This is a genomic window from Kineosporia succinea (assembly GCF_030811555.1).
GTDB lineage: Bacteria > Actinomycetota > Actinomycetes > Actinomycetales > Kineosporiaceae > Kineosporia > Kineosporia succinea.
Map to the genome: position 1 here is coordinate 894,995 of NZ_JAUSQZ010000001.1, position 17,859 is coordinate 912,853.

A 17,859-nucleotide genomic window follows, 5' to 3' on the forward strand; every position below is an offset into this window, starting at 1 on the left:
CGCAGGGTGTTCGCTGCCCGCCCGGCTGTCAACCGCGATCCAACGAATCACTTAAATCGCGTCGGCCGAGGCCCGCCCAGGCGGATCGTGACGATGGGAGGGATCGAACCTCTCACCGGATCCTGAGCCGGTCAGACCTCGGCCACCGTAAATGTCCTCACACCAGTGAGTTCCACGATCGGTGACCAGTACCTGACGAAGCGCCGCTTGGCCTTCTGCGCATCACCCGACGCACTCACGCCGGCCTGGTAGTCGGAATCATGGAAAGCGGTAGCCGACTCCCAGCAGTTCCAGTAACCGCTGTCGGCCCACCCGACGTACGACTGATCGGCCCTGAGCGACTCCTGCTGAGCGTCTTTCAGCGCAGCCACGGCCTTCTTCCCGTCGGGAAGGGCGCTCACGTCCACATCCACCAGCTGGCTGAGTACCGCGGCGCGGATCCCCACGGCCTCCCGCAGAAGAGCGGCCCCCCGCGTCGGGTTGTCGCACGACTCCACCAGCTGAACACCGTTGCGGACCTTGTCGCGAGCCTTGGCGCTCTGCTTGATGATCTTGACCAGGGCCTTGGCCTGCCGCTTCTGCCGGGCCAGAAGTTCGGCCGCCCTGGCCTGCGCGTCCTCGGTGACTGTCGCAGACGGGGTGACGCGTACGGCCACCTCCTGCCGTGTAGCCACCGGTGAGGACGTCGTGGGCACCGGCGCGCTCGCCGAACCGTCCCGATCGGCTGGGTCATTGCCCTGGCTCACCCCGATGGCGATCCCGGCGGTGGCCACCACGACCGCCACCATCACGGCCACGAACGCCAGCGCCCTGCTCGTGTGCGCCGGTTCGTCCACACGGCCGGACTCATTCACCCGAAGCACGTCGAACTGCTGCCCGCAGGCGGTGCAGAACGGTTCCTCGCCCAGTCGTGCGGCGCCGCAACCGGTGCAGAACTGCTCGGGCATCAGACGCTCCGACTGTGGTCGGCCGGGTCCAGGTCCTGGCCACCGGGCAGGTCGTAGGAACCCATCGGGATCTGCGCATCCTTGAGAATGCGCACCAGAGTGGCGTTCATCTGCTTCACCGTCGGAAGCGAGTCGTTGCCGTTCAGCGCCTTCAGCTTGGCCTTGTCGACGTACCCGCCCCCGTCGCCCTCGTCCGGAAGCGTCACCGCCTCGTTCAGGATCGTGACGTTCTCCTTGGCGTCCTGTCCCAGGATCTCCACGGCGCTCTGCAGCTGGGCGTAGGCGGTCGCCAGATCACCGGTCGCCTGGATGCCGACCAGTTCCGCCTTCAGTGAGGTCATCGAGTTGGCCACCGTCGTCAGCTGTTTCACCTCGTCGTCGACGTCCGGGGCGTCCGGGAACTCGGCGTAGTCCGGATCCGGGCAATTGACGTAGCTGTACTGGGCACACTGCGCGAAGGCCGGTGCATAGGCGGCGCTGATCCGCTCGTTCTCGTCCTGCGCCGCCTTGACCTTCTTGTTGTAGGCCGCGACCGAAGCCTTGGCGCGCTTCATCGCCGGCAGGTACTGACGTTCAGCCGTGAAAAATGCTGCGCGCTGCGTCATCAGCGCTTCGAAGCGAGGCTTGAGCTCGTCTTGCTTTCGAGTGAGCGCGGCCGCTTTCGCCTGCGCCTGCTTCTCGGCCTCGGTCGGGCCCCGGTCGAACACCCCGCCCAGAGCCAGCCCGCCCAGGGTGAGCCCCACGAGCACCACCACCGCCACCGCCCCGATCAAAAACGAGTGACGCCGTGGTCCGTTCTGCACCGGCCTGGTGATCGTCTCCTGCGGTGAGGCGGAGCGAGGCGCCGGAGGGCCGTTCGTCTCGTTCCTGCCGGCGTCCGCGAGTCGGGCCCCGCAGTTGCCGCAGAACGCGCTCTGAGCGGGCACGGCTTGCGAGCAGGACGGGCAGGTCAGTGTCTGGACACTCATCGAAGTCCCCGGCGGCTGGAGTAAGTGCTGGTCCATTCAACCGTCGGCCGTTCGGTGGCTCCAGCCAGGCCAGCGGATCGGCATACTCGATGGCGCCAGCGCCGCTCACGGACCGCACGTCCCAAGCGCGCGATGCGGTCATTCCCGGCCGGCAAGAACGCCCGGCTGCGGGGTAGACACAACCCGCTCACCACTCTCGGTGCACCGTGGCGAGGGGATCGGGCAGCGGCGGCGGAACGACGATGGGCGCGCGACCGAAGGACGCTGAACTACTCGCCCCGAACTGCTCACCCTGACCAGGCCATGAACGTCTGCACCCAGGAGTGCCATGCAACCTTTCGCAACTTCTCCTTGTTCCTGTCCCGAGTCTCACCCCGCCTCCTCGCCAGGCCTGGAGCTCCGGAAAGGACCACGATGATCCACGAAGAGGCGTTCAATGCCTTTGTCCGCGAACAGAATCAGAAATTCTGGCGCTACGCGTACTTTCTCACCCGCAATGTTCATGACGCGGAGGAGATCTACCAGAGCGCGCTCACCCGGATCTCGCTTCAGTACTGGGACGAGCGGCTTGCCGACCGCAGCTCACGGGAACAGGTGAGGTACGTCCTGGCGACCATCTCGTCCGAGCACAAGAACCTCATCGTCCAGCGCTGCCGTCTGCGCCACAGCCACTGCGAGATCGATGAGTTGTCCGCCGCGACCATCGAACCGGTGGGAAGCAGCGATCCCGCACTGATCCTCAGCGAGCTGAACCACGACGAGTGCCGCCAGACCTATCTCCTCGATCTGAGCGACGCGCAGGGTCGCGTGGTCTGGCTGCGGGCGGTAGAGGGATATTCGGTGCGAGAGGTCGCCACGATGCTCAGCATGAAAGAGGGCAACGTCAAGAGCACGTACGCCCGCGCACTCGAGAAGTTGCGGCACTCCCTGCCCCAGAGCGGGACCCTCGGATGAGGGACGAATGGCCCGACGATCAAGCTCACCTCGAGCATGTGCGAGATGCGCTTCTAGGCCAGACCACATCGTTCCCGCCTGCTCCCGCCGCCCCGACAGCCGCCCAGCTGCGCCGCCCTCAGGCCAGAAGTGAGTTCCTGTACCACCGTGTGCGGGTTGTGGGCTGGTCGATCATCGCCGGTTACGTCCTGATCCTGGCAGCCAGCCAGATCCCGGCATTCGGCAACCAGACTCTGCTCGGGCCAGGCTCGCTGATCGTTCTCGACAACGTCCTCGAGTGCTTCTTCCCCCTCGTCGCGGCCGCGCTCTTTCTCCGGAGACACCGGGACTCCCGGCTCCGGCCCACCCCGGGCGCCGGGCCGGCGTCATCGGCCTGGCTGGGGGCGAGCTGTCTGTCCTGGGGCGCCGGGCAGCTCTACTGGACCTGGCGCGAGATGGTCGGCGCTCACGACGCCCCCTTCCCGTCCCTCTCCGACATGGGTTTCCTTCCGACCGTGCCATTGGCCATCGCGGGAGTACTGCTGTTGCCTACCGGACCCCACAGCTTCGGCGGGAGAGCCAAGACCCTGATCGACGGGCTGGTTGTCGCATCAGCGTTTTTCGGCGTCGCGTGGCAGTTCTACCTGAGGCACCTGGTCGAGCACGACGGCGACCAAGGGGGCTACCTTTCCATCACCTACCCGGTGCTGGATCTGCTGCTGGCGGCCGTCGTGCTCGCAGCTGTCGCCAACCGGAGGCACTCCGAGGTGCCGCAGTTCCGCCTCCTGGCCGGCGCCATACTGGCCCTGAGCTTCTCGGACACCGTGTTCGCCGCACATTGGCTGGTCGATCAAAATGTGGCCGCGGCATCCCTTTTCGATACCGGCTGGATGATGTGCTTCATGCTGCTCGCACAGGTAGCCATCTGCCCCGACCAGAAACCGCACGTCTGGCAGCACCGCAGACGTGTCAAACGCCATGTCCTCCCGCGCAGCACGACCCCTTACCTCGTCGCTTCACTACTCCTCCTGGTGATCGGCATCGAGGCGATTCGAACCGACGAGGTCGATGCCGTCACGGCCGTCACCGCCGGGACAGTGCTGCTCCTGGCCACAGTGCGCCACGCCTTCGCGGCCATCGAAGCAGAACGACTGGCCAGCCTTTCGCGCATCACGAAACAGATCAGCTCTGACCTGGATGTGATCCGCAACTTCGCCGGACATGTGATTCTGCAGGCCGAGCAGTCTGACGTGACCCTGCGCGACGAGTTCCTCGACGCCGTCCACAGAATGAGCAAACAGCGGGAACTGCTGCTGAGCGGCTCTTCTCGCTCCCGGAAGGCGCACCTAGCCGATGCCGGCCCGGACGGCAGCTCATCTCCGGACGGCTGACCACGAGGCGTCATTCAGGCTTCCCGGCTTTCAGACCGCGAGAGGTTCTGAAAACTTCTCACCGAAGCAACCTTTGACCAATCGCGATTGTTTCTAGTGCGCAGCGATCATCAGGGCCCGGATCAGCTGCCGACTCAATCCTACGGACACCTGGAGGAGCCATGACACGACGAAACCCCGCGGCACGCATCGCACGCCTGACGGTAGCGCTCGTCTCAACTCTGATGCTCGTGCTCGGAGTGTCAGAGGTAGCCAACGCCGGTGCAACGCTGACCACCACGGGCGCCAAGCTGGTGATCACGAACGACTCCTGGTCGTCTTCCGGTTTCACCGGAAACTTCAAGCTCCACGACACGAAGTGCGACGACCGGACGATCTACTTCCGGGTGCAGATGTGGAGCACCAACCGGCTCGGCTTCGCGGACTGGACGGGACACTATGCGAACATCGACTGCAACCAGGCGCGTGACTACGGAAAGCGCACCTTCAACGTCGCCTTCGGCTCGGTCAAGGGAATGACCGTCTCCGTCTGCCGGACCGGGAACTTCTGGCAGCGACAGAACTGCGCCTCGCAGTACTACCACCCGTAGGCCTGACGCTCACCACCTGAAAGGGCTGCCCCACCCGGCACCGGGCGGGGCAGCCCTTTTACGTTGCATACCGATTGTTTCAAAAAGTTAGTCACGGCAGCCGGGTTCGACATTTCCGGCTTCCCTTCATTAGAGTCCCCACCCGATTCGGGAAATTCACAAAGGGGGACTGTTGTGTTTCACCGTGGAACGCCCGCGAAACCTCGACCGACAACGTCTCTGGCGGCCGTCGCGCTCGCAGTGTTCGCTTTGACAGGCACGGCCTGCACCGCCCCTTCAACGAGCTCCCCCGCACCACCGACGCCGACCGAACGGCCCCGGTCCGAGCGGAAACTCCTCACCGCCGAGCTCGAGACAGCTTCCAAGGCTCCCGACTGCGACGCCAGGAAGACCCGGAGCACGTCACGCTTCGGGTCTTGTGTCTTCGTGCGGAACGGAGGCATCCAGTACTTCCGCCGCGGCGTGCTCGTCGGCTCGGTGCGCATGCAGATGAAGCGCGTGCTGACCCTCAACCCGAAGAAGCTGAAGTTCTCGGAGAAGGACAGCTTCAAGGTGCTGGCGGTGACCGGGGAGGGCGTCGGGACCTCACTCGATCGTTTCACCGTGCTGTGCGGGAAACGATGTAAGGCGAAAGTCACCTTCACTCGTCAAAGTCTGACGCTAGGGAAGACTTTCAATGCGAGCGTTGCCTACACCAGCACCGTCCGCAGCCGTAAGCGGGTGGGCAACCGATCGGTCTACGGGTTGATCTTCAACCACCCGACCTTCGGGATGGAAGACGTGATCGTTCAGTCGGCGCCGTACCGCTGCGACCGTCAGCTGACCAGCAACACGGCTGGAGGATGCGTGTTCCATCAGGTCCGGCCCGTCCTGACCAGCATGCAGGCGCTGCCGGAGATCAGTAAGAACATCGCTCGCATCCAGGCCGCCGGGAAGAAGCACTACGGCAGCCGGAAGCTCAGCAAGGGCAGGCACCCCCTGACGAGACTGACCAATGAAGAGGCCCGGCGCGCGAATCGAGAACTTGCGTGCCCAGCCTCGCGGAGGGATGCGGCGCCGGCGGGCATGCAGTGCGACGAATACCCTTTCGCGTCCACACGCCAGGGCGCCGCCAACGTTCCCACGAGCGAATGGGGTTGGGCCTACGTGCCGGCGGGCGAGAACATTCGGCAGGGCGGGCTGGTCAACAAGTTCTACTCCAAGAATCGTATTCTTCGAGGCGACGCGTTCTGGGTACGACCCTGAGCGATACCCTGCTGATTCCCCGCCGGTCACCGTCTCGGAGGCTCCCATGACTGTAGTCTCAGGCCACATTCACGTCTCCTACGGCCAGTACTACCTCATGGGGATCCACTTCGACACCGATGAGTGGGATCCTGCCGAGGGCAACGGCCTGATTTTCTCCCTCGACGAACCGGGGGTCCCAGCCGTTCCGGGCCAGTTCGCCATCATCCTCACCGGCACCAACGCCGGACGGATCCGACTGACGCAGGAACTGAGGCCGGACCCGCCAGTCAGCTCGGATTTCGATGACTGGGAGGAAGTCGCGGAGGTATCGCTCAGGGTCGAGGGCGACGAGGATGAAGACGCCTTCGGAATCGGCACTGTCGACTCGGTCGGTGGCGACACGCATTTCCCGGTCTTCACGAACGGGGACTACCGTGTGCGCGTTCATGCCCGCGGCCGCGCCGCCAACACGAAGGTTCCGAGCACCGAGAACCCCGAAGAACACTTGATCATTGCTTGGCCGGCCCCGCCCGAGTCCGAGTCCGTACTCAAACGCCTCGAGGGCTGATCCTATTCAGCATCAGGCGATGCGGCGTAGCTCCATTCCGGCTTGCCCCCAGCTTCATTCGACGTGATCTCCGGCCCGATCAGCAAGAACCGCGCCTCAGCATCAGCTCTGGGGCAGTGCTCGACACCCCGCGGAATCACCAGCAGATCGCCCGGTGTCAGATCCACGTCACCGTCCCGCAGCTGCACCGTGAGCTCGCCCTCCAGCAGCACGAAGATCTCCTCCTGGTCCGGGTGGCTGTGCCAGTTGGTCGAGCCGATGCCCTTCGCGACCTTGAACAGCACACCGTTGCCCTGGCCCACGACGCGCTGCGACCAGAACTCCCCCAGCCGCCCCGTTTCCTGGCTCAGCGAAACCTTCTCGAGCACGTCGTCCTCCATCTCGAACCTCACCGGAACAACCCCGATCCTGACCGCTGACAGCACCCGAGAACAGCGGTAGAAATGACGTATGCCGCAAGGATCCGATCACGTCCCGCCGAAGGTCGCCCTGATCGTCGACGAGCACTCCAACCCGTTCGAGGTGGGCTGTGCCTGCGAGATCTTCGGTCAGCGGAGGCGTCCCGAGATCGAGCACGACCTGTACGACCTCACCGTCGTCACCCCCGGCGGTTCCGCCACCATGCGAGACGGCCTGTTCAGCGTGCGGGCCCAAGGGCGTCTCTCCGACGTCGACGTCGCCGACATGGTCATCGTGCCGAACCGTCCTGACGTCGAGATTGCCTCCCGCCCAGCCGTTCTGGCCGCGATCCGGCGGGCTCACGCCCGCGGGGCCCAGTTGGTCGGTCTGTGCACCGGCGCCTTCACCCTCGCCGAGGCGGGCGTGCTTGACGGACGACGTGCTGCCGTTCACTGGCAACTCGCCGACGAGTTCCGGGCCCGGTTCCCGTCCGTGCGGCTCGAGCCCGACGTGCTGTTCATCGACGACGGAGACGTGCTCACCTCCGCCGGCAGCGCGGCCGCGCTCGACCTGTCCCTGCACATCGTGCGCCGCGACTACGGCACGCAGGTCGCCAACCAGGTCGGCCGTCGCCTGGTCTTCGCCGCCTTTCGCGACGGTGGGCAGCGGCAGTTCGTGGAGCGCCCCCTGCCCTCCCCCGTCGAAAGCCCGCTGACCGGCGTCCTTCATTGGGCCCTGGAACGCCTGCCCCAGAAGATGAGCGTCGAAGACCTCGCCCGCCAGGGACGCATGAGCGTGGGCACGCTGCACCGCCGGTTCCGCGAGGAGGTCGGCACCACCCCGCTGGCCTGGCTGACGGCCCAGCGCGTGGCTCTGGCCTGCCGCCTGATCGAACAAGGGGCACCCGGTATGGACGCGGTGGCCCACCAGTCGGGATTGGGCACGGCCGCCAACCTGCGCAACCTGTTCTCCCGTCAGCTGGGCATCAGCCCGTCGGACTACCGGCGGCGCTTCGCGGCGAAAACCCCGAGCTGAGATACCGGCCGGGCCCTCCGGTTCCTGCTCTCTTCGGGTTGTCGCGCTCTCCCGGGCTTCGGTCGAGCCGGGGCGCCATCGATGCCCTCACCAGCCGCCGTCTTCTGGGGAGGGCCCGAATGAGCGGGTTCAACCGTACCCGTGCCGGTCTGCTGGTCACGGTTCTGCTCGGATGCTCGCTGGTGCTGGGCGTTCTGCCCGCTCAGGCCGTGGAGTCGCTGACCACGAAGATCCGGGTGACGGTCGCGAGCGACGTGGTGCGTGACGGCTACGACGGGATGTCCTCGGCCATCTCCGCGGTCATCGACGACCCCGACGGTTATCTCAGCACGCCGGCTCAGTACACGTACGAGACGACGTTCAGCATGCGACAGCCCGACGGCACCTCCTCCCCCGTCGACCTGGCCGGCGACCTCAGTCGCTTCCGCACCGACGACGGCGTCGAGACCTGGATGACCTACTACGGCGTCGACAGCATCGCAGCCGGCGAATACGCCCTGACGACCACCATCGCGGTCAGCCGAACCGACGGAACGCTGCTCGGGACCATCACGGACACCACGCGATTCCTGGTGCGCGACCTCCCCCGCCTCACCCTCGCGATCACCCCGAAAGCCGCACTCAAGGGTGCTCCTCTGGCTGCGGTGGGGACGATGGGCGTGGCCGATCGCGCGCTCAGCCTCCAGTTCCGGTCGAAGGGCCGGCAGGGATGGACGACGGTCGCGAACCTGCGCACCGACAAGGCCGGCCGGGTGCGCAGCACGATCACGGCCACGGGGTCCGGGACGTTCCGGCTCCTCTACGCCGGCGACAAGACACTGACCGACGGCACCGCTTCGGCCGCGGTCAGCGTCACCGACCCGAAGGCCTGCACCGGTGTGCGCGGCTGCGAGATCGTCAAGCGCATCGACGTCGACGGGGACGGACGCTTCGATCAGGTGGGGATGGTCCGGTCCGGTAAGAAGCTGCAGTTCCGGGTACGCACCCGCACCGCTCTGCTGGTTCGGGACGACTCGGTGGACGAGGCGTGCTCACCCCGGTTCTGGGGATCGGCCCGGGTGGACAGCGATCGGGGGAACGAGCTGGTGTACCTCACCTGCGCCGGCTCCGGTGCCGCCGCCTTTCGTGTGCTGGACTACGCCAAGGGCAAGCTGACGTGGCTGAACGCGCCGGGAGCGGATGTCGACTGGCACCTCGTGTACTCGATGAACACCTTCTCCGGCATCAGCCACACGTCGCGTGGCGCTGCCGCCTGCATCACGTACAGCTACGGGGAACGGCCCTCGGCGGGCAGGGCCTACCAGGCCACCCGCGTCAGCTACTGCGAGACCGACACCGGCTGGAAGCGGGGCAAGGTCACGAAGTTCACCGTCAAGAGCGCCAAGGCTGTGCGCAAGTGGTCGGGGTGGCACGTCCGGGGGCTGCCGAACAACGTGTGATGTGGTCGTCCGGCAACGAGTAGCAACGTTGCCGAACGACCACATGCCGGGGGCCGAGATCACCCCCTGCCCTCACTGGCCGGAGTGCGCCTCGATGTAGGCGGCGATCAGTTCCTTGGGCAGGGCGCCCCGGACCGACACCTGATACCCGTTCTCCCGCGCCCAGATCCGGACCTCAGCGGTCTTGGGAGGAACGGCGGTCTTGGCCGGTGCAGCGGTCTTGGCCGGTGCGACGGTCTTGGCCGGTGCGACGGTCTTGGCCGGTGCGACGGTCTTGGCCGGTGCGACGATGACCGTTTCGGTGACGACGGGGGCCTCGACGGCCAGTTCCTCGACAACCGGTGCCGCGACGGTCTTGCTTCGCGAGGTGGCGGTCTTGCGGGGGGTGGTCTTCTTCGCGGTGGCCCTCGTCTTGACCGGGCTGGGCTCCGCGAGCTCCGTTTCGGGAGCTTCCGCGACCTCGGGGACGGGGACTGTCCTGGCCCGGGAGGCGCGCGGCTTCCGTGCGGCCTTGGGCTTTTCGAGGGTGGCGGGCTCCTCGAGGGCCGCCGGCTCTTCGAGCACCCCGGGTTCTTCGATGAGCACAGGCTCTTCGAGCGCCCCGGGCTCGTCAATGAGCACAGGCTCTTGGAGCGCCCTGGGCTCTTCGATGAGCACGGGCTTTTCGAGCGCCCTGGGCTCCTCGGTCACCTCAGACTCTTCGATCGCCTTGGGCTTTTCGACCGCCTTGGGCTCCTCGGTCACCCTGGGCTCGGGGGACGCCTTCAGCTCGGTGGGAGGCATCGCGGGGCTGGAGTCCAGGCCGGTGATCTTCGGGATGGACGCGCGGGGTTTGCGTGGCGCTCGCGGCTTGCGTACGGGGGTGGTCGGCGGTGTGGCTCCGACGACGGGCTCAGGTTCCGGAGCGGGCAGCGGCTCCGGAGTGGGCAGCGGCTCCGGAGTGGGCTCCAGATCCGGAGCGGGCACGGGCTCCGGCTTCAGCTCCGGCTCCGGCTCCGGCTCCGGCTCCAGTTCCGGCGCAGGCTTCGGCTCCGGCGCAAGCACGGGCTCGGACTCGGGCTCCGGCTCCGGCTCCGGCTCCAGTTCCGGCGCAGGCTTCGGCTCCGGCGCCAGTTCCGGCGCAGGCTTCGGCACCGGCGCAAGCACGGGCTCGGGCTCGGGCTCGGGCTCGGGCTCGGGCTCGGGCTCGGGCTCGGGCTCCGACGCAAGCACGGGCTCCGGCTTCGGCTCCGGCGTAAGCACGGGCTCCGGCTCCGGCATGAGCGCGGGCTCCGACACAGGGGCAGGCTTCGACTCGTGTGCAGGCTCGAGCTCGGGTTCCGACTTCACCGGCTCGGGGGTCGCCGGCTCCATCGCCTGAGCCGATGGTTCGGGCTGAGGAGCTGCGGGGGCCACGTCGACCGTTAGCGGTTCGACCACCGACTCGACCACGGCGACCGACTCGGCCCCCGGCTCCTTCTCCGGAACCGACTCGACCTCGACCACCGACTCGACCTCGACCTCGACCACCGAGTCGCCCTCGACCACCGAGTCGACCTCGACCACCGACTCGCCCTTGGCAACCGCTTCCGCGACCGGCGATGCCACGACCACAGCGACAGGCGGCTTCGTGTCGGGGACCTCAGTCCCCGCGTCCACCATGAGCGGCTCATCGACCGGAGCCACCGCGGCAGCCTCAGCGACCACCGGCTCCTCGACCTGAGGTACCGACTCGGCGACCACCGGCTCGGCCTCGGGAGCCCCCGACTCAACTGCTCCCCCAGCCGCACCCACCACCGCACGCGGCGCGGCAGACTGCAGGTGCTCCAGCAGCACGGCGTAGTCCTCCGGACTCACCGTGCGCGTGCCCAGTTCCCGCGCCCGGGCGGCGCGGGCGCCGTCGACCGAACCGTCCGAGACCAGCAGCGCCGTCGTCTCCGACACCGCCCCGACCACCCGCACCCCGAGGCGACGGGAGCGGGTCTCCAGGTCGTCGCGCATCTGCGGGTCGCAACCGGTGAAGACGACCTTGTCGGCCACGCGCAGCGGCTCACCGAGCGTCCAGTCGGCGGGCAAAGGCTTGAGGTGCCGCTCGCGCCGGGCCTGCTCGGCGGCGGTCAGGATCTTCTCGACCAGCGACCGGTGCACCTCGAGAAGCGCTGCCACGGCGAAGGCTTCGGTGCGCTCAGCCTCGGAGATCACGCCGTCGTCGAGCGCGGCGTGGGCCAGCGCTCGCACGAAGGCCTCGTTGGCGCGGGCGACGTCGTCGACGGTGAGTTCCTCGGCGGCCGCGATCCGGGCCAGGTCGGCCGTCTCCTGCGCGGTGACGTGGCCGTCTTCCATCACCTCGGTGAGCTTTTCGAGGTAGGCCAGCGCCGCCACGGGCGCGCCCTCGTCGAGCGCGTCGAGCAGCGAGAACCGCTCCACCAGGGCGATCGGGGTGCCGGTCGCGCGGATCGTGGTTTCCCCAGGACGCGTCGGCAACGTGGCCGACGACGGCCAGGTGAGCTTCTGGGCCCGTTCGGGCAGCCCGTCGAACTGCGGCGGGAGCGGGGGCTTTCCGGGCTTCGGGCTGAGGAACCGCGCCAGCACCGCCGCCGTGGTGCGCGCGTCGTCGAGCACCGTGCCGGGCTTCCACGGGATCTCGAGTGCCTCGGCCACGTCGGCCAGGCGGCGCCGTTCGAGCGCCGGCAGGTAGAACGCCGACACCTCGAGCGTGCTCAGCGTCGGGATCTGCGGCAGCTTCCAGCCCGCGCGACGGTATTCGGCGCGCACGAAGGCCAGGTCGAACTCGGCGTTGTGGGCCACGACCGCGGCGCCGGCCAGACGGTGATTGAGCCCGGGCACGACGTCGGCGAAGGGGCCGTTCTCGAGGTCGGCCTCCCACTCGTCGACGACCTGGCCCCAGAGATCAGTTGTGACCACCGCCATCTCCACGACCCGGTGCGCGTTTGGGGTGGAACCGGATGTTCTGACAGCTATCGCCGCGAATCTGGGCTGATCGGCCGAGATCCCCGCCGAGGACGCCTCCGCCTCCACGGAATGTGCAGGCTGCCCTGCACGGCGTATACGAAATCTGTCTAGAAAACCCATGATGATCTCCGGATCGCGGTGAATACGCCGTACTTGCCTCCGTTGATACCACGTTCGGCCTGGTCATCCGGCCCTTGCTCATCACGGAATGCTCGCGATCGGCTCACGGTTGAGCTCTTCGTGAACGAGCGGAACCCGATCATCGACGAGAGCGCCCACGACATCTACCTCCATGCCCAGGCCCTTCTGGAGCTGGGCAAGCCCATCGACGCGGCCCGGATCGCCGCGCCGCTGGAGCAGCGTGACGAGCTGCCGGAGTCCTACCTCGAGCTGCTCGCCCGCGCGTACTTCAACACCGCCCAGCTGAACAACGCCGAGCGGGTGCTGCGCCGGCTCATCGACACCTCGCCCACGAACGGCTGGGCGCACCGGATCCTGGCGCGCACCCTCGCCCGGCGCAAGCAAGACGTCGAGGCGGCGCGCTACCACCGCATCGCCGACGGCTTCGGGGTCGCCTGAGCCGAGCACGACCGTGAGGGCCGGATGCGTCCGGCCCTCACGCATTTTGCCCGCGCCCCCGAGTAGAGGCCAGAACCTGACCGCTACCCCTGCGATGGTTCCTTCACCAGCAAGAACAGCCGTCGAAGGAGCAACACCATGAGCGTCGTCACCACCGTGCACCTGAACTTCCGGGGCCAGGCCCGCGCGGCGCTGGAGTTCTACCAGTCCGTGTTCGGCGGGCACCTGACCCTGGTGACGCACGCCCAGTCGTACGGCACCACCGACCCGGCCGAGGTCGACCTGATCGGCTGGGGACAGGTGCAGTCGGAGAGGGGTTTTCACGTCATGGCGTATGACGTGCCGGCGGCCCGTGCGTACGAGCCGGGCATCGACCCGCTCTTCGTCTCACTGCGCGGCGACGACGAGACCGAACTTCGCGGCTACTGGGACGCCCTGGCCAAGGACGCCACGATCAAGGCTCCGCTGGAGCCCTCCGGCTGGTCACCGCTCTACGGCATGCTCACCGACGCGTTCGGCGTCACCTGGGTTCTCGACATCGCGGTGGCCTACAACGGCTGACGAGGAACCCGTCCCGCGGTGTCTCCCGCGGGACGGGTCGCGCCCCGGTCATCCCCCGAAAGCCTCGCCGTAGAGCTCGGTCAGCGACGGCGAGACCACTCCGCTGTACCCGCAGCCCTTGACGACCCCGTCTTCGACCGCGACCAGGTACGCCGCACCGACCTCGAAACTGGTTCCGCCGAGCAGAACTTCGGTGGCGCCACTGGTCTGGGCGACCTGGAGCTCATCGACCGCGGACCCCGCGAAGGTGCGGGTCACCCTCAAGGTGACCGCGTCGTCGTCAATGCTCGAAACCGTTGCCTCGACCGCCAACTCGGCCGCTTCCAGACCTTCGGCCGTGGGCGGCGGGCACTTGGCCTCGGCCCCCGAGGAGCCCGCACTCACACGAGCGACGACCGGTGGAGTTTCCACGTCAGGACTTCCCTTCAGCCCGGCGAAAATACCCACGGCAGCGGCGGCCACCAGAATGGACGCGGCGGCCGGCTTCCATCCGCTGCGGCGCCTCGGAGCGGTGGGCGCCCCCACGTCGAGCTGTGCCTTCGCGAGCAGACCCGAGACCTCACGCTGCGCCAGCGGCCGCAACGAGGCTGCCGGATCGGCGCGGCGCATCTGGTCCCGCAGGTCGTCGTCGTTCACGGCAGCCTCCTCCCGGTCGTGGTGTCACTCGATTCCAGCGCCTCGCGCAGCTTTTCGCGCGCGCGGTGCAGCCGGACGGTCGCGGCGTTCGCCGAGATGCCCAGCACCTGGGCGATCTCGGCGGGCGCCAGTTCTTCCCAGGCCCACAGCCGCAGCAGTTCGGCGTCCTGCGGCCGCAGCCGGTTCAGGGCGGCGTTCACAACGGTGGACGCGTCGGTCTCGTTCGGCATCCCCACCTGCGGACGCGGCGGGTCGAGTCGGGCGATCCGGCCCAGCAGGCGGTTGTGCCGGTACCGGGAGCGTTCGGCATTGGCCAGGCAGTTGCGCGCGACGCCGTACGCCCACGGCAACGGCTCGGCCGGGATCTCGTCGAGCCGGCGCCAGCACACCAGCAGGGTCTCGGCCAGCACGTCCTCGGCGGTCGCGGCATCGGTGCGCCGAGCCAGGAAGCGGCGCAACGGCTCGATCAGCGGCGGCGCCAGGCCCTCGAACCGCGCCTCGCGCGTCACTGCTTCCACGACTCCCCTGTGTCCGGCGTCAACCGGATCCTTTCATCTCCCTCGACCTCTCCCGGACGTCCTACTTCTCGAACGTCCCGAACGCCAGGTCGTAGCTCTCCTTCAGCGAGCTGTCCCGCGTCGGGCCGCTCAGGCAGTCCTGCATCTGCCCGTCCCTCGCGGTGATGAAGAAGCTCGCCCCCTCGGTGAACGTCGGTGCCTCGGACATCCCGTCGTGCGACTGCAGGCGCACCGTCTTCCCCGGCTTCCCGCGGAAGGCGTCGGTGACCCGGACGGTGACCACCCCGTCCACCATTGACGTGACCTTGCCCCGGAACGAGAGCTCGGCCTCGAGCAGGTACTTCTGCTGCACGGGACGCACGCACTTGGCGGCGGCTCCCCCGTAGGTCAGCGTGGTGCCGGCCTGCTCCTCCTGCGTGGCCTGGGCGGTGCTCGGGCTGGTGCTCGGGGTGGTGTTCGGGCTGGCGCTCGGGCTGGGTACGGCGCTGGTGGTGACGCTGGTGGTGGCGGTCGCGCTGGTGCTGCCGGCGGTCTCGGTCGTGCTCGTGCTTCCACCACAGGCGATCAGGGTCAGGCCGAGGGCCAGGGCGCCGACGACGAGTACGGATTTCATGGTGACCTCTCACCTCGGGTGCGACTGTCACCTGTATGTGTCCGGACGAGGCGCGGGTCTTTCAGGGAGGGGACGGGAGTTTGTCTCTGGAAATGGCCGGACGATGCGTCACGTCCGGACCCCGGAACGTCATGGATCGTCTGCCCATCTCATCAACGAATAGGCCCTTCCTCCCGGAGTCCCCGTCGCGGGCGCGTTAGGCCTTTCGATCTGCGCACCGCTGAACGAGGTCAACCTCCGAGACCTGGCGGGCGAAGAGAAACCCGACGACTTCGGGGGAGACGGTCATGAGCGGTGAGGACACGACGTCGGTGGGCAGCCGGCGCCGCGCCGAACTGGTCGACAGGATCGGCACCGAGCTGCTGTCCGTTCCCTCGACCGACGCCGCGCGCGCCCGCCTGGCCGGCTGGACCACGATGAGCGACCTGGTCACCGCCACCCCCGGACTGCGGGCGGTGCGTCTGGCCAGGACCGTGGCCGGATTCGGTTTCGGGCCCTGGCTGGGGTCGTTCCCGCAGACGCCGGCCTCGGTGACCCTGCCGTCCAGCGCCGACGCCGACATCACCGCCGTGCACGAGATGCTCGACTTCGCCGCCGGCGAGCCCTGCGCCTGGACGATGATCACCTACCCGACGGTGGCGCCGGAGGTCACACTGGCGCTGGGGCATCCGGTGGAGCTGGATCCGGAGGTCGTACTCACCGCGCGCAGCATCCTCAACCAGGTGATGCTGGCCTACCGCAACAGCCTGGTGCACGACGAGCTGGACGCGACCACCCGCACCGAGGCCCTGACCCAGCTGGCGAACCGCACCGTCTTCACCGCCGTGATCGCCGAGCTGCTCGAGGTGCCGAGCCCGGGCGACCTGACCCTGCTGCTGCTGGACCTCGACGACTTCACCGCGCTGAACGACCGTTTCGGCCACGCCGCGGGTGACGACCTGCTCGTGCGGGTGGCGGAGCTGCTGCGCAAGATCGTGCCACCGAACGACCTGGTCGCACGGATGGGACCGGACGAGTTCGCGGTGCTGCTGCCCGGAATCACGGTGGACAAGGCCTCGCGCATCGCCGAGCGCGTCGTCTCGGCGGTGACCTCGCTCGAGGTGCCCGGATTCGTGGCCGGGAGCTGCGCGGCGGTGATCGGGATCGCCGAGGAGACCGATCTGACGTCCGTTCTGGCCCAGGCCGATTCCGCCCTCGGGGCCGCGAAGTCCCGCGGGCGCAATCAGGTGGAGACGATCGCGGCGCGGCCACGACAGGAAGGGCCCAGCCGCCAGAAGATCGACGACTGAGCCCTTGTCATGAGCGCTGGTGTCAGCGGTGGGACCGCCGCGTCCACGCCGGGGCGAGGAGAGCGATCAGGACGGCCGCGGCCGCGACCTGGAAGATGTGACGGATCCAGTCGATGCCGCCGGTGTTGCCGACCCCCAGCGCGACGGCCAGGGCGTTGCCGATGACGGCGCCGACGATGCCCAGCACGATCGTCAGCCAGATCGGGATGTCCTGTCGCCCGGGAAGAATCAGCCGTGCGACCGCCCCGATGATGAGACCGGCGATGATGGCCCAGATGAACGACATGCTTCGTGCCCTTCGGTACGGAGAGTACGGAGAATTCAGCGGGATCGGAGCGTTCGGTGCTCCTGCTCGATCACCATGACTGCTTGATCACCACGACCGTAACGGGAGCGGCCGGGCTCCGCATCCGGACGAACGCGACTTCGCCTGCCGCACAGTCGTTCAGCGCAGATTCAGGTTGGGTCGGGACAATGCGCGACGGTCGTCGCGATCGGAGTCGTGATCGATCTTCACTCGATCGGCTGTATGCAGGGCCCCGGGGGCGCTCTACGTTGACGCGCCCTCTGGAGAAAGAAGAACCCGGACATGGACATCATGCTCGTCCTCGCGCTGCTCGGCGTGCTCTTCGTCGTGGCCGTCGCCCTGAGCGTGCTGCGCAAGCTGCTCCTGGCCCTGCTGCTGTTCGCCGTGCTCGTCGTCGCGGGTGTCTCCGTCGCACTGGACCATTTCGACGTCATCCACCTCTGACATATCCCGTGCCACACAGACGAGAGTTCGTCGTCCCTTCGGTGCATTGCCCCCTCGACAACGTCGTCACTAGGGTCTTCGACTGTTTGAGAACATCGAGACCACGGGGGTTTTCATGGCACTCTTCGCGTTCCAGCAGCACAGCGGCCCGGGCGAGTTCATCTTCGAGCTCACCGACGAGGGCAAGATCAGCAAGGCCCGCAAGATCCTCAGCGGCGACGAGACCAGCGAGGTCCACGTGATGGGCCGGTTCCGCAAGCAGCGCAAGGACTACAACCCGCACTTCAGCTACCACCTCGACCCGGACACGGTGGTCTTCTTCTCGTACGCGATCGAGGTGTGCGACGCCAACATGAACTATGTGGAAGACCACCTCGACGAGGCCGGCGGCGCCTTCCTCCCGGGCGCATACTGGTGCCCGTGGGACTCCCGGCTGGTGCGCGAGGTGACACCGGCCTGACCT

The 17,859-nt window shown here is 67.5% G+C and carries 20 protein-coding genes; 12 read left to right on the forward strand and 8 right to left on the reverse strand.

The window, feature by feature from the left end; genetic code table 11:
• Positions 1–131 precede the first annotated feature (131 nt).
• On the reverse strand, positions 132–947 hold the full coding sequence (locus tag J2S57_RS03880) for a hypothetical protein (RefSeq protein ID WP_307238370.1): 816 nt from the start codon (positions 945–947) through the stop codon (positions 132–134).
• On the reverse strand, positions 947–1,708 hold the full coding sequence (locus J2S57_RS03885) for a hypothetical protein (protein ID WP_307238372.1): 762 nt from the start codon (positions 1,706–1,708) through the stop codon (positions 947–949). Before J2S57_RS03885 ends, J2S57_RS03880 begins: the two co-directional genes overlap by 1 nt.
• 621 nt (positions 1,709–2,329) lie before the next feature.
• On the opposite strand from J2S57_RS03885, the gene J2S57_RS03890 reads away from it, so the two are divergent.
• The 5 genes from J2S57_RS03890 (at position 2,330) to J2S57_RS03910 (ending at position 6,624) form a co-directional block, all read left to right on the forward strand.
• Positions 2,330–2,869: an RNA polymerase sigma factor gene (locus J2S57_RS03890; protein ID WP_307238374.1), complete on the forward strand. Its 540-nt coding sequence runs from the start codon at positions 2,330–2,332 to the stop codon at positions 2,867–2,869.
• A complete protein-coding gene (locus J2S57_RS03895) occupies positions 2,866–4,239 on the forward strand; it encodes a hypothetical protein (protein ID WP_307238376.1) in 1,374 nt (457 codons plus the stop codon). Before J2S57_RS03890 ends, J2S57_RS03895 begins: the two co-directional genes overlap by 4 nt.
• Positions 4,240–4,400: 161 nt before the next feature.
• Positions 4,401–4,829 carry a hypothetical protein gene (locus J2S57_RS03900; RefSeq protein WP_307238379.1) on the forward strand — a complete coding sequence of 143 codons (429 nt, stop codon included), beginning with the start codon at positions 4,401–4,403 and terminating at the stop codon, positions 4,827–4,829.
• Positions 4,830–5,255: 426 nt separating this feature from the next.
• Positions 5,256–6,074, forward strand: a complete 819-nt coding sequence (locus J2S57_RS03905) for a NucA/NucB deoxyribonuclease domain-containing protein (protein WP_307238381.1) — start codon at positions 5,256–5,258, stop codon at positions 6,072–6,074.
• A 46-nt stretch (positions 6,075–6,120) separates the two neighbouring features.
• The gene (locus J2S57_RS03910; protein ID WP_307238383.1) at positions 6,121–6,624 is read left to right on the forward strand and encodes a hypothetical protein; all 504 of its coding nucleotides are present in this window, start codon (positions 6,121–6,123) and stop codon (positions 6,622–6,624) included.
• 2 nt (positions 6,625–6,626) lie between these two features.
• Here the strand turns inward: J2S57_RS03910 and J2S57_RS03915 are convergent, their stop codons facing one another.
• Positions 6,627–7,004 carry a cupin domain-containing protein gene (locus J2S57_RS03915; RefSeq protein ID WP_307238385.1) on the reverse strand — a complete coding sequence of 126 codons (378 nt, stop codon included), beginning with the start codon at positions 7,002–7,004 and terminating at the stop codon, positions 6,627–6,629.
• Positions 7,005–7,074: 70 nt separating this feature from the next.
• Here J2S57_RS03915 and J2S57_RS03920 point away from each other — a divergent pair, with 70 nt between their 5' ends.
• Positions 7,075–8,058 carry a GlxA family transcriptional regulator gene (locus J2S57_RS03920; protein WP_307238387.1) on the forward strand — a complete coding sequence of 328 codons (984 nt, stop codon included), beginning with the start codon at positions 7,075–7,077 and terminating at the stop codon, positions 8,056–8,058.
• A 119-nt stretch (positions 8,059–8,177) separates the two neighbouring features.
• On the forward strand, positions 8,178–9,497 hold the full coding sequence (locus J2S57_RS03925) for a hypothetical protein (RefSeq protein ID WP_307238389.1): 1,320 nt from the start codon (positions 8,178–8,180) through the stop codon (positions 9,495–9,497).
• 72 nt (positions 9,498–9,569) lie between these two features.
• Here the strand turns inward: J2S57_RS03925 and J2S57_RS03930 are convergent, their stop codons facing one another.
• The gene (locus J2S57_RS03930; protein WP_307238391.1) at positions 9,570–12,401 is read right to left on the reverse strand and encodes an Lsr2 family DNA-binding protein; all 2,832 of its coding nucleotides are present in this window, start codon (positions 12,399–12,401) and stop codon (positions 9,570–9,572) included.
• 288 nt (positions 12,402–12,689) lie between these two features.
• Here J2S57_RS03930 and J2S57_RS03935 point away from each other — a divergent pair, with 288 nt between their 5' ends.
• Both J2S57_RS03935 and J2S57_RS03940 read left to right on the forward strand, forming a co-directional pair.
• Positions 12,690–13,028, forward strand: coding sequence for a hypothetical protein (locus J2S57_RS03935; protein WP_307238393.1), 339 nt, complete (start codon positions 12,690–12,692; stop codon positions 13,026–13,028).
• A 138-nt stretch (positions 13,029–13,166) separates the two neighbouring features.
• Positions 13,167–13,589 carry a VOC family protein gene (locus J2S57_RS03940; protein WP_307238396.1) on the forward strand — a complete coding sequence of 141 codons (423 nt, stop codon included), beginning with the start codon at positions 13,167–13,169 and terminating at the stop codon, positions 13,587–13,589.
• Positions 13,590–13,637: 48 nt separating this feature from the next.
• Here the strand turns inward: J2S57_RS03940 and J2S57_RS03945 are convergent, their stop codons facing one another.
• The 3 genes from J2S57_RS03945 to J2S57_RS03955 all read right to left on the reverse strand — a co-directional run bounded on the left by J2S57_RS03945 (position 13,638) and on the right by J2S57_RS03955 (position 15,356).
• The gene (locus tag J2S57_RS03945; RefSeq protein ID WP_307238398.1) at positions 13,638–14,225 is read right to left on the reverse strand and encodes a hypothetical protein; all 588 of its coding nucleotides are present in this window, start codon (positions 14,223–14,225) and stop codon (positions 13,638–13,640) included.
• Entirely contained in the window at positions 14,222–14,743 is a 522-nt protein-coding gene (locus tag J2S57_RS03950) for an RNA polymerase sigma factor (protein ID WP_307238401.1), read from the reverse strand. The genes J2S57_RS03945 and J2S57_RS03950 overlap by 4 nt, the downstream gene beginning before the upstream one ends.
• Before the next feature lie 61 nt (positions 14,744–14,804).
• On the reverse strand, positions 14,805–15,356 hold the full coding sequence (locus J2S57_RS03955) for a hypothetical protein (RefSeq protein ID WP_307238404.1): 552 nt from the start codon (positions 15,354–15,356) through the stop codon (positions 14,805–14,807).
• A gap of 287 nt (positions 15,357–15,643) precedes the next feature.
• Here J2S57_RS03955 and J2S57_RS03960 point away from each other — a divergent pair, with 287 nt between their 5' ends.
• On the forward strand, positions 15,644–16,645 hold the full coding sequence (locus J2S57_RS03960) for a GGDEF domain-containing protein (RefSeq protein WP_307238406.1): 1,002 nt from the start codon (positions 15,644–15,646) through the stop codon (positions 16,643–16,645).
• Between the two features lie 22 nt (positions 16,646–16,667).
• Here J2S57_RS03960 and J2S57_RS03965 read toward each other — a convergent pair whose 3' ends face one another.
• Entirely contained in the window at positions 16,668–16,931 is a 264-nt protein-coding gene (locus tag J2S57_RS03965; protein WP_307238407.1) for a GlsB/YeaQ/YmgE family stress response membrane protein, read from the reverse strand.
• Positions 16,932–17,234: 303 nt separating this feature from the next.
• Here J2S57_RS03965 and J2S57_RS03970 point away from each other — a divergent pair, with 303 nt between their 5' ends.
• Together J2S57_RS03970 and J2S57_RS03975 are read left to right on the forward strand one after the other, a co-directional pair.
• Positions 17,235–17,396 carry a hypothetical protein gene (locus tag J2S57_RS03970; protein WP_307238409.1) on the forward strand — a complete coding sequence of 54 codons (162 nt, stop codon included), beginning with the start codon at positions 17,235–17,237 and terminating at the stop codon, positions 17,394–17,396.
• A gap of 115 nt (positions 17,397–17,511) precedes the next feature.
• Positions 17,512–17,856, forward strand: a complete 345-nt coding sequence (locus J2S57_RS03975) for a BP74-related protein (protein ID WP_307238411.1) — start codon at positions 17,512–17,514, stop codon at positions 17,854–17,856.
• Positions 17,857–17,859: the final 3 nt, after the last annotated feature.

Excerpts from the sequence above, each read along its gene's own strand:
- J2S57_RS03880 (WP_307238370.1), bottom strand. The coding sequence starts at position 947 with ATGCCCGAGCAGTTCTGCACCGGTTGCGGCGCCGCACGACTGGGCGAG.
- J2S57_RS03890 (WP_307238374.1), top strand. The coding sequence starts at position 2,330 with ATGATCCACGAAGAGGCGTTCAATGCCTTTGTCCGCGAACAGAATCAG.
- J2S57_RS03895 (WP_307238376.1), top strand. The coding sequence starts at position 2,866 with ATGAGGGACGAATGGCCCGACGATCAAGCTCACCTCGAGCATGTGCGA.
- J2S57_RS03900 (WP_307238379.1), top strand. The coding sequence starts at position 4,401 with ATGACACGACGAAACCCCGCGGCACGCATCGCACGCCTGACGGTAGCG.
- J2S57_RS03910 (WP_307238383.1), top strand. The coding sequence starts at position 6,121 with ATGACTGTAGTCTCAGGCCACATTCACGTCTCCTACGGCCAGTACTAC.
- J2S57_RS03915 (WP_307238385.1), bottom strand. The coding sequence starts at position 7,004 with ATGGAGGACGACGTGCTCGAGAAGGTTTCGCTGAGCCAGGAAACGGGG.
- J2S57_RS03920 (WP_307238387.1), top strand. The coding sequence starts at position 7,075 with ATGCCGCAAGGATCCGATCACGTCCCGCCGAAGGTCGCCCTGATCGTC.
- J2S57_RS03925 (WP_307238389.1), top strand. The coding sequence starts at position 8,178 with ATGAGCGGGTTCAACCGTACCCGTGCCGGTCTGCTGGTCACGGTTCTG.
- J2S57_RS03940 (WP_307238396.1), top strand. The coding sequence starts at position 13,167 with ATGAGCGTCGTCACCACCGTGCACCTGAACTTCCGGGGCCAGGCCCGC.
- J2S57_RS03955 (WP_307238404.1), bottom strand. The coding sequence starts at position 15,356 with ATGAAATCCGTACTCGTCGTCGGCGCCCTGGCCCTCGGCCTGACCCTG.
- J2S57_RS03960 (WP_307238406.1), top strand. The coding sequence starts at position 15,644 with ATGAGCGGTGAGGACACGACGTCGGTGGGCAGCCGGCGCCGCGCCGAA.
- J2S57_RS03965 (WP_307238407.1), bottom strand. The coding sequence starts at position 16,931 with ATGTCGTTCATCTGGGCCATCATCGCCGGTCTCATCATCGGGGCGGTC.
- J2S57_RS03970 (WP_307238409.1), top strand. The coding sequence starts at position 17,235 with ATGGACATCATGCTCGTCCTCGCGCTGCTCGGCGTGCTCTTCGTCGTG.
- J2S57_RS03975 (WP_307238411.1), top strand. The coding sequence starts at position 17,512 with ATGGCACTCTTCGCGTTCCAGCAGCACAGCGGCCCGGGCGAGTTCATC.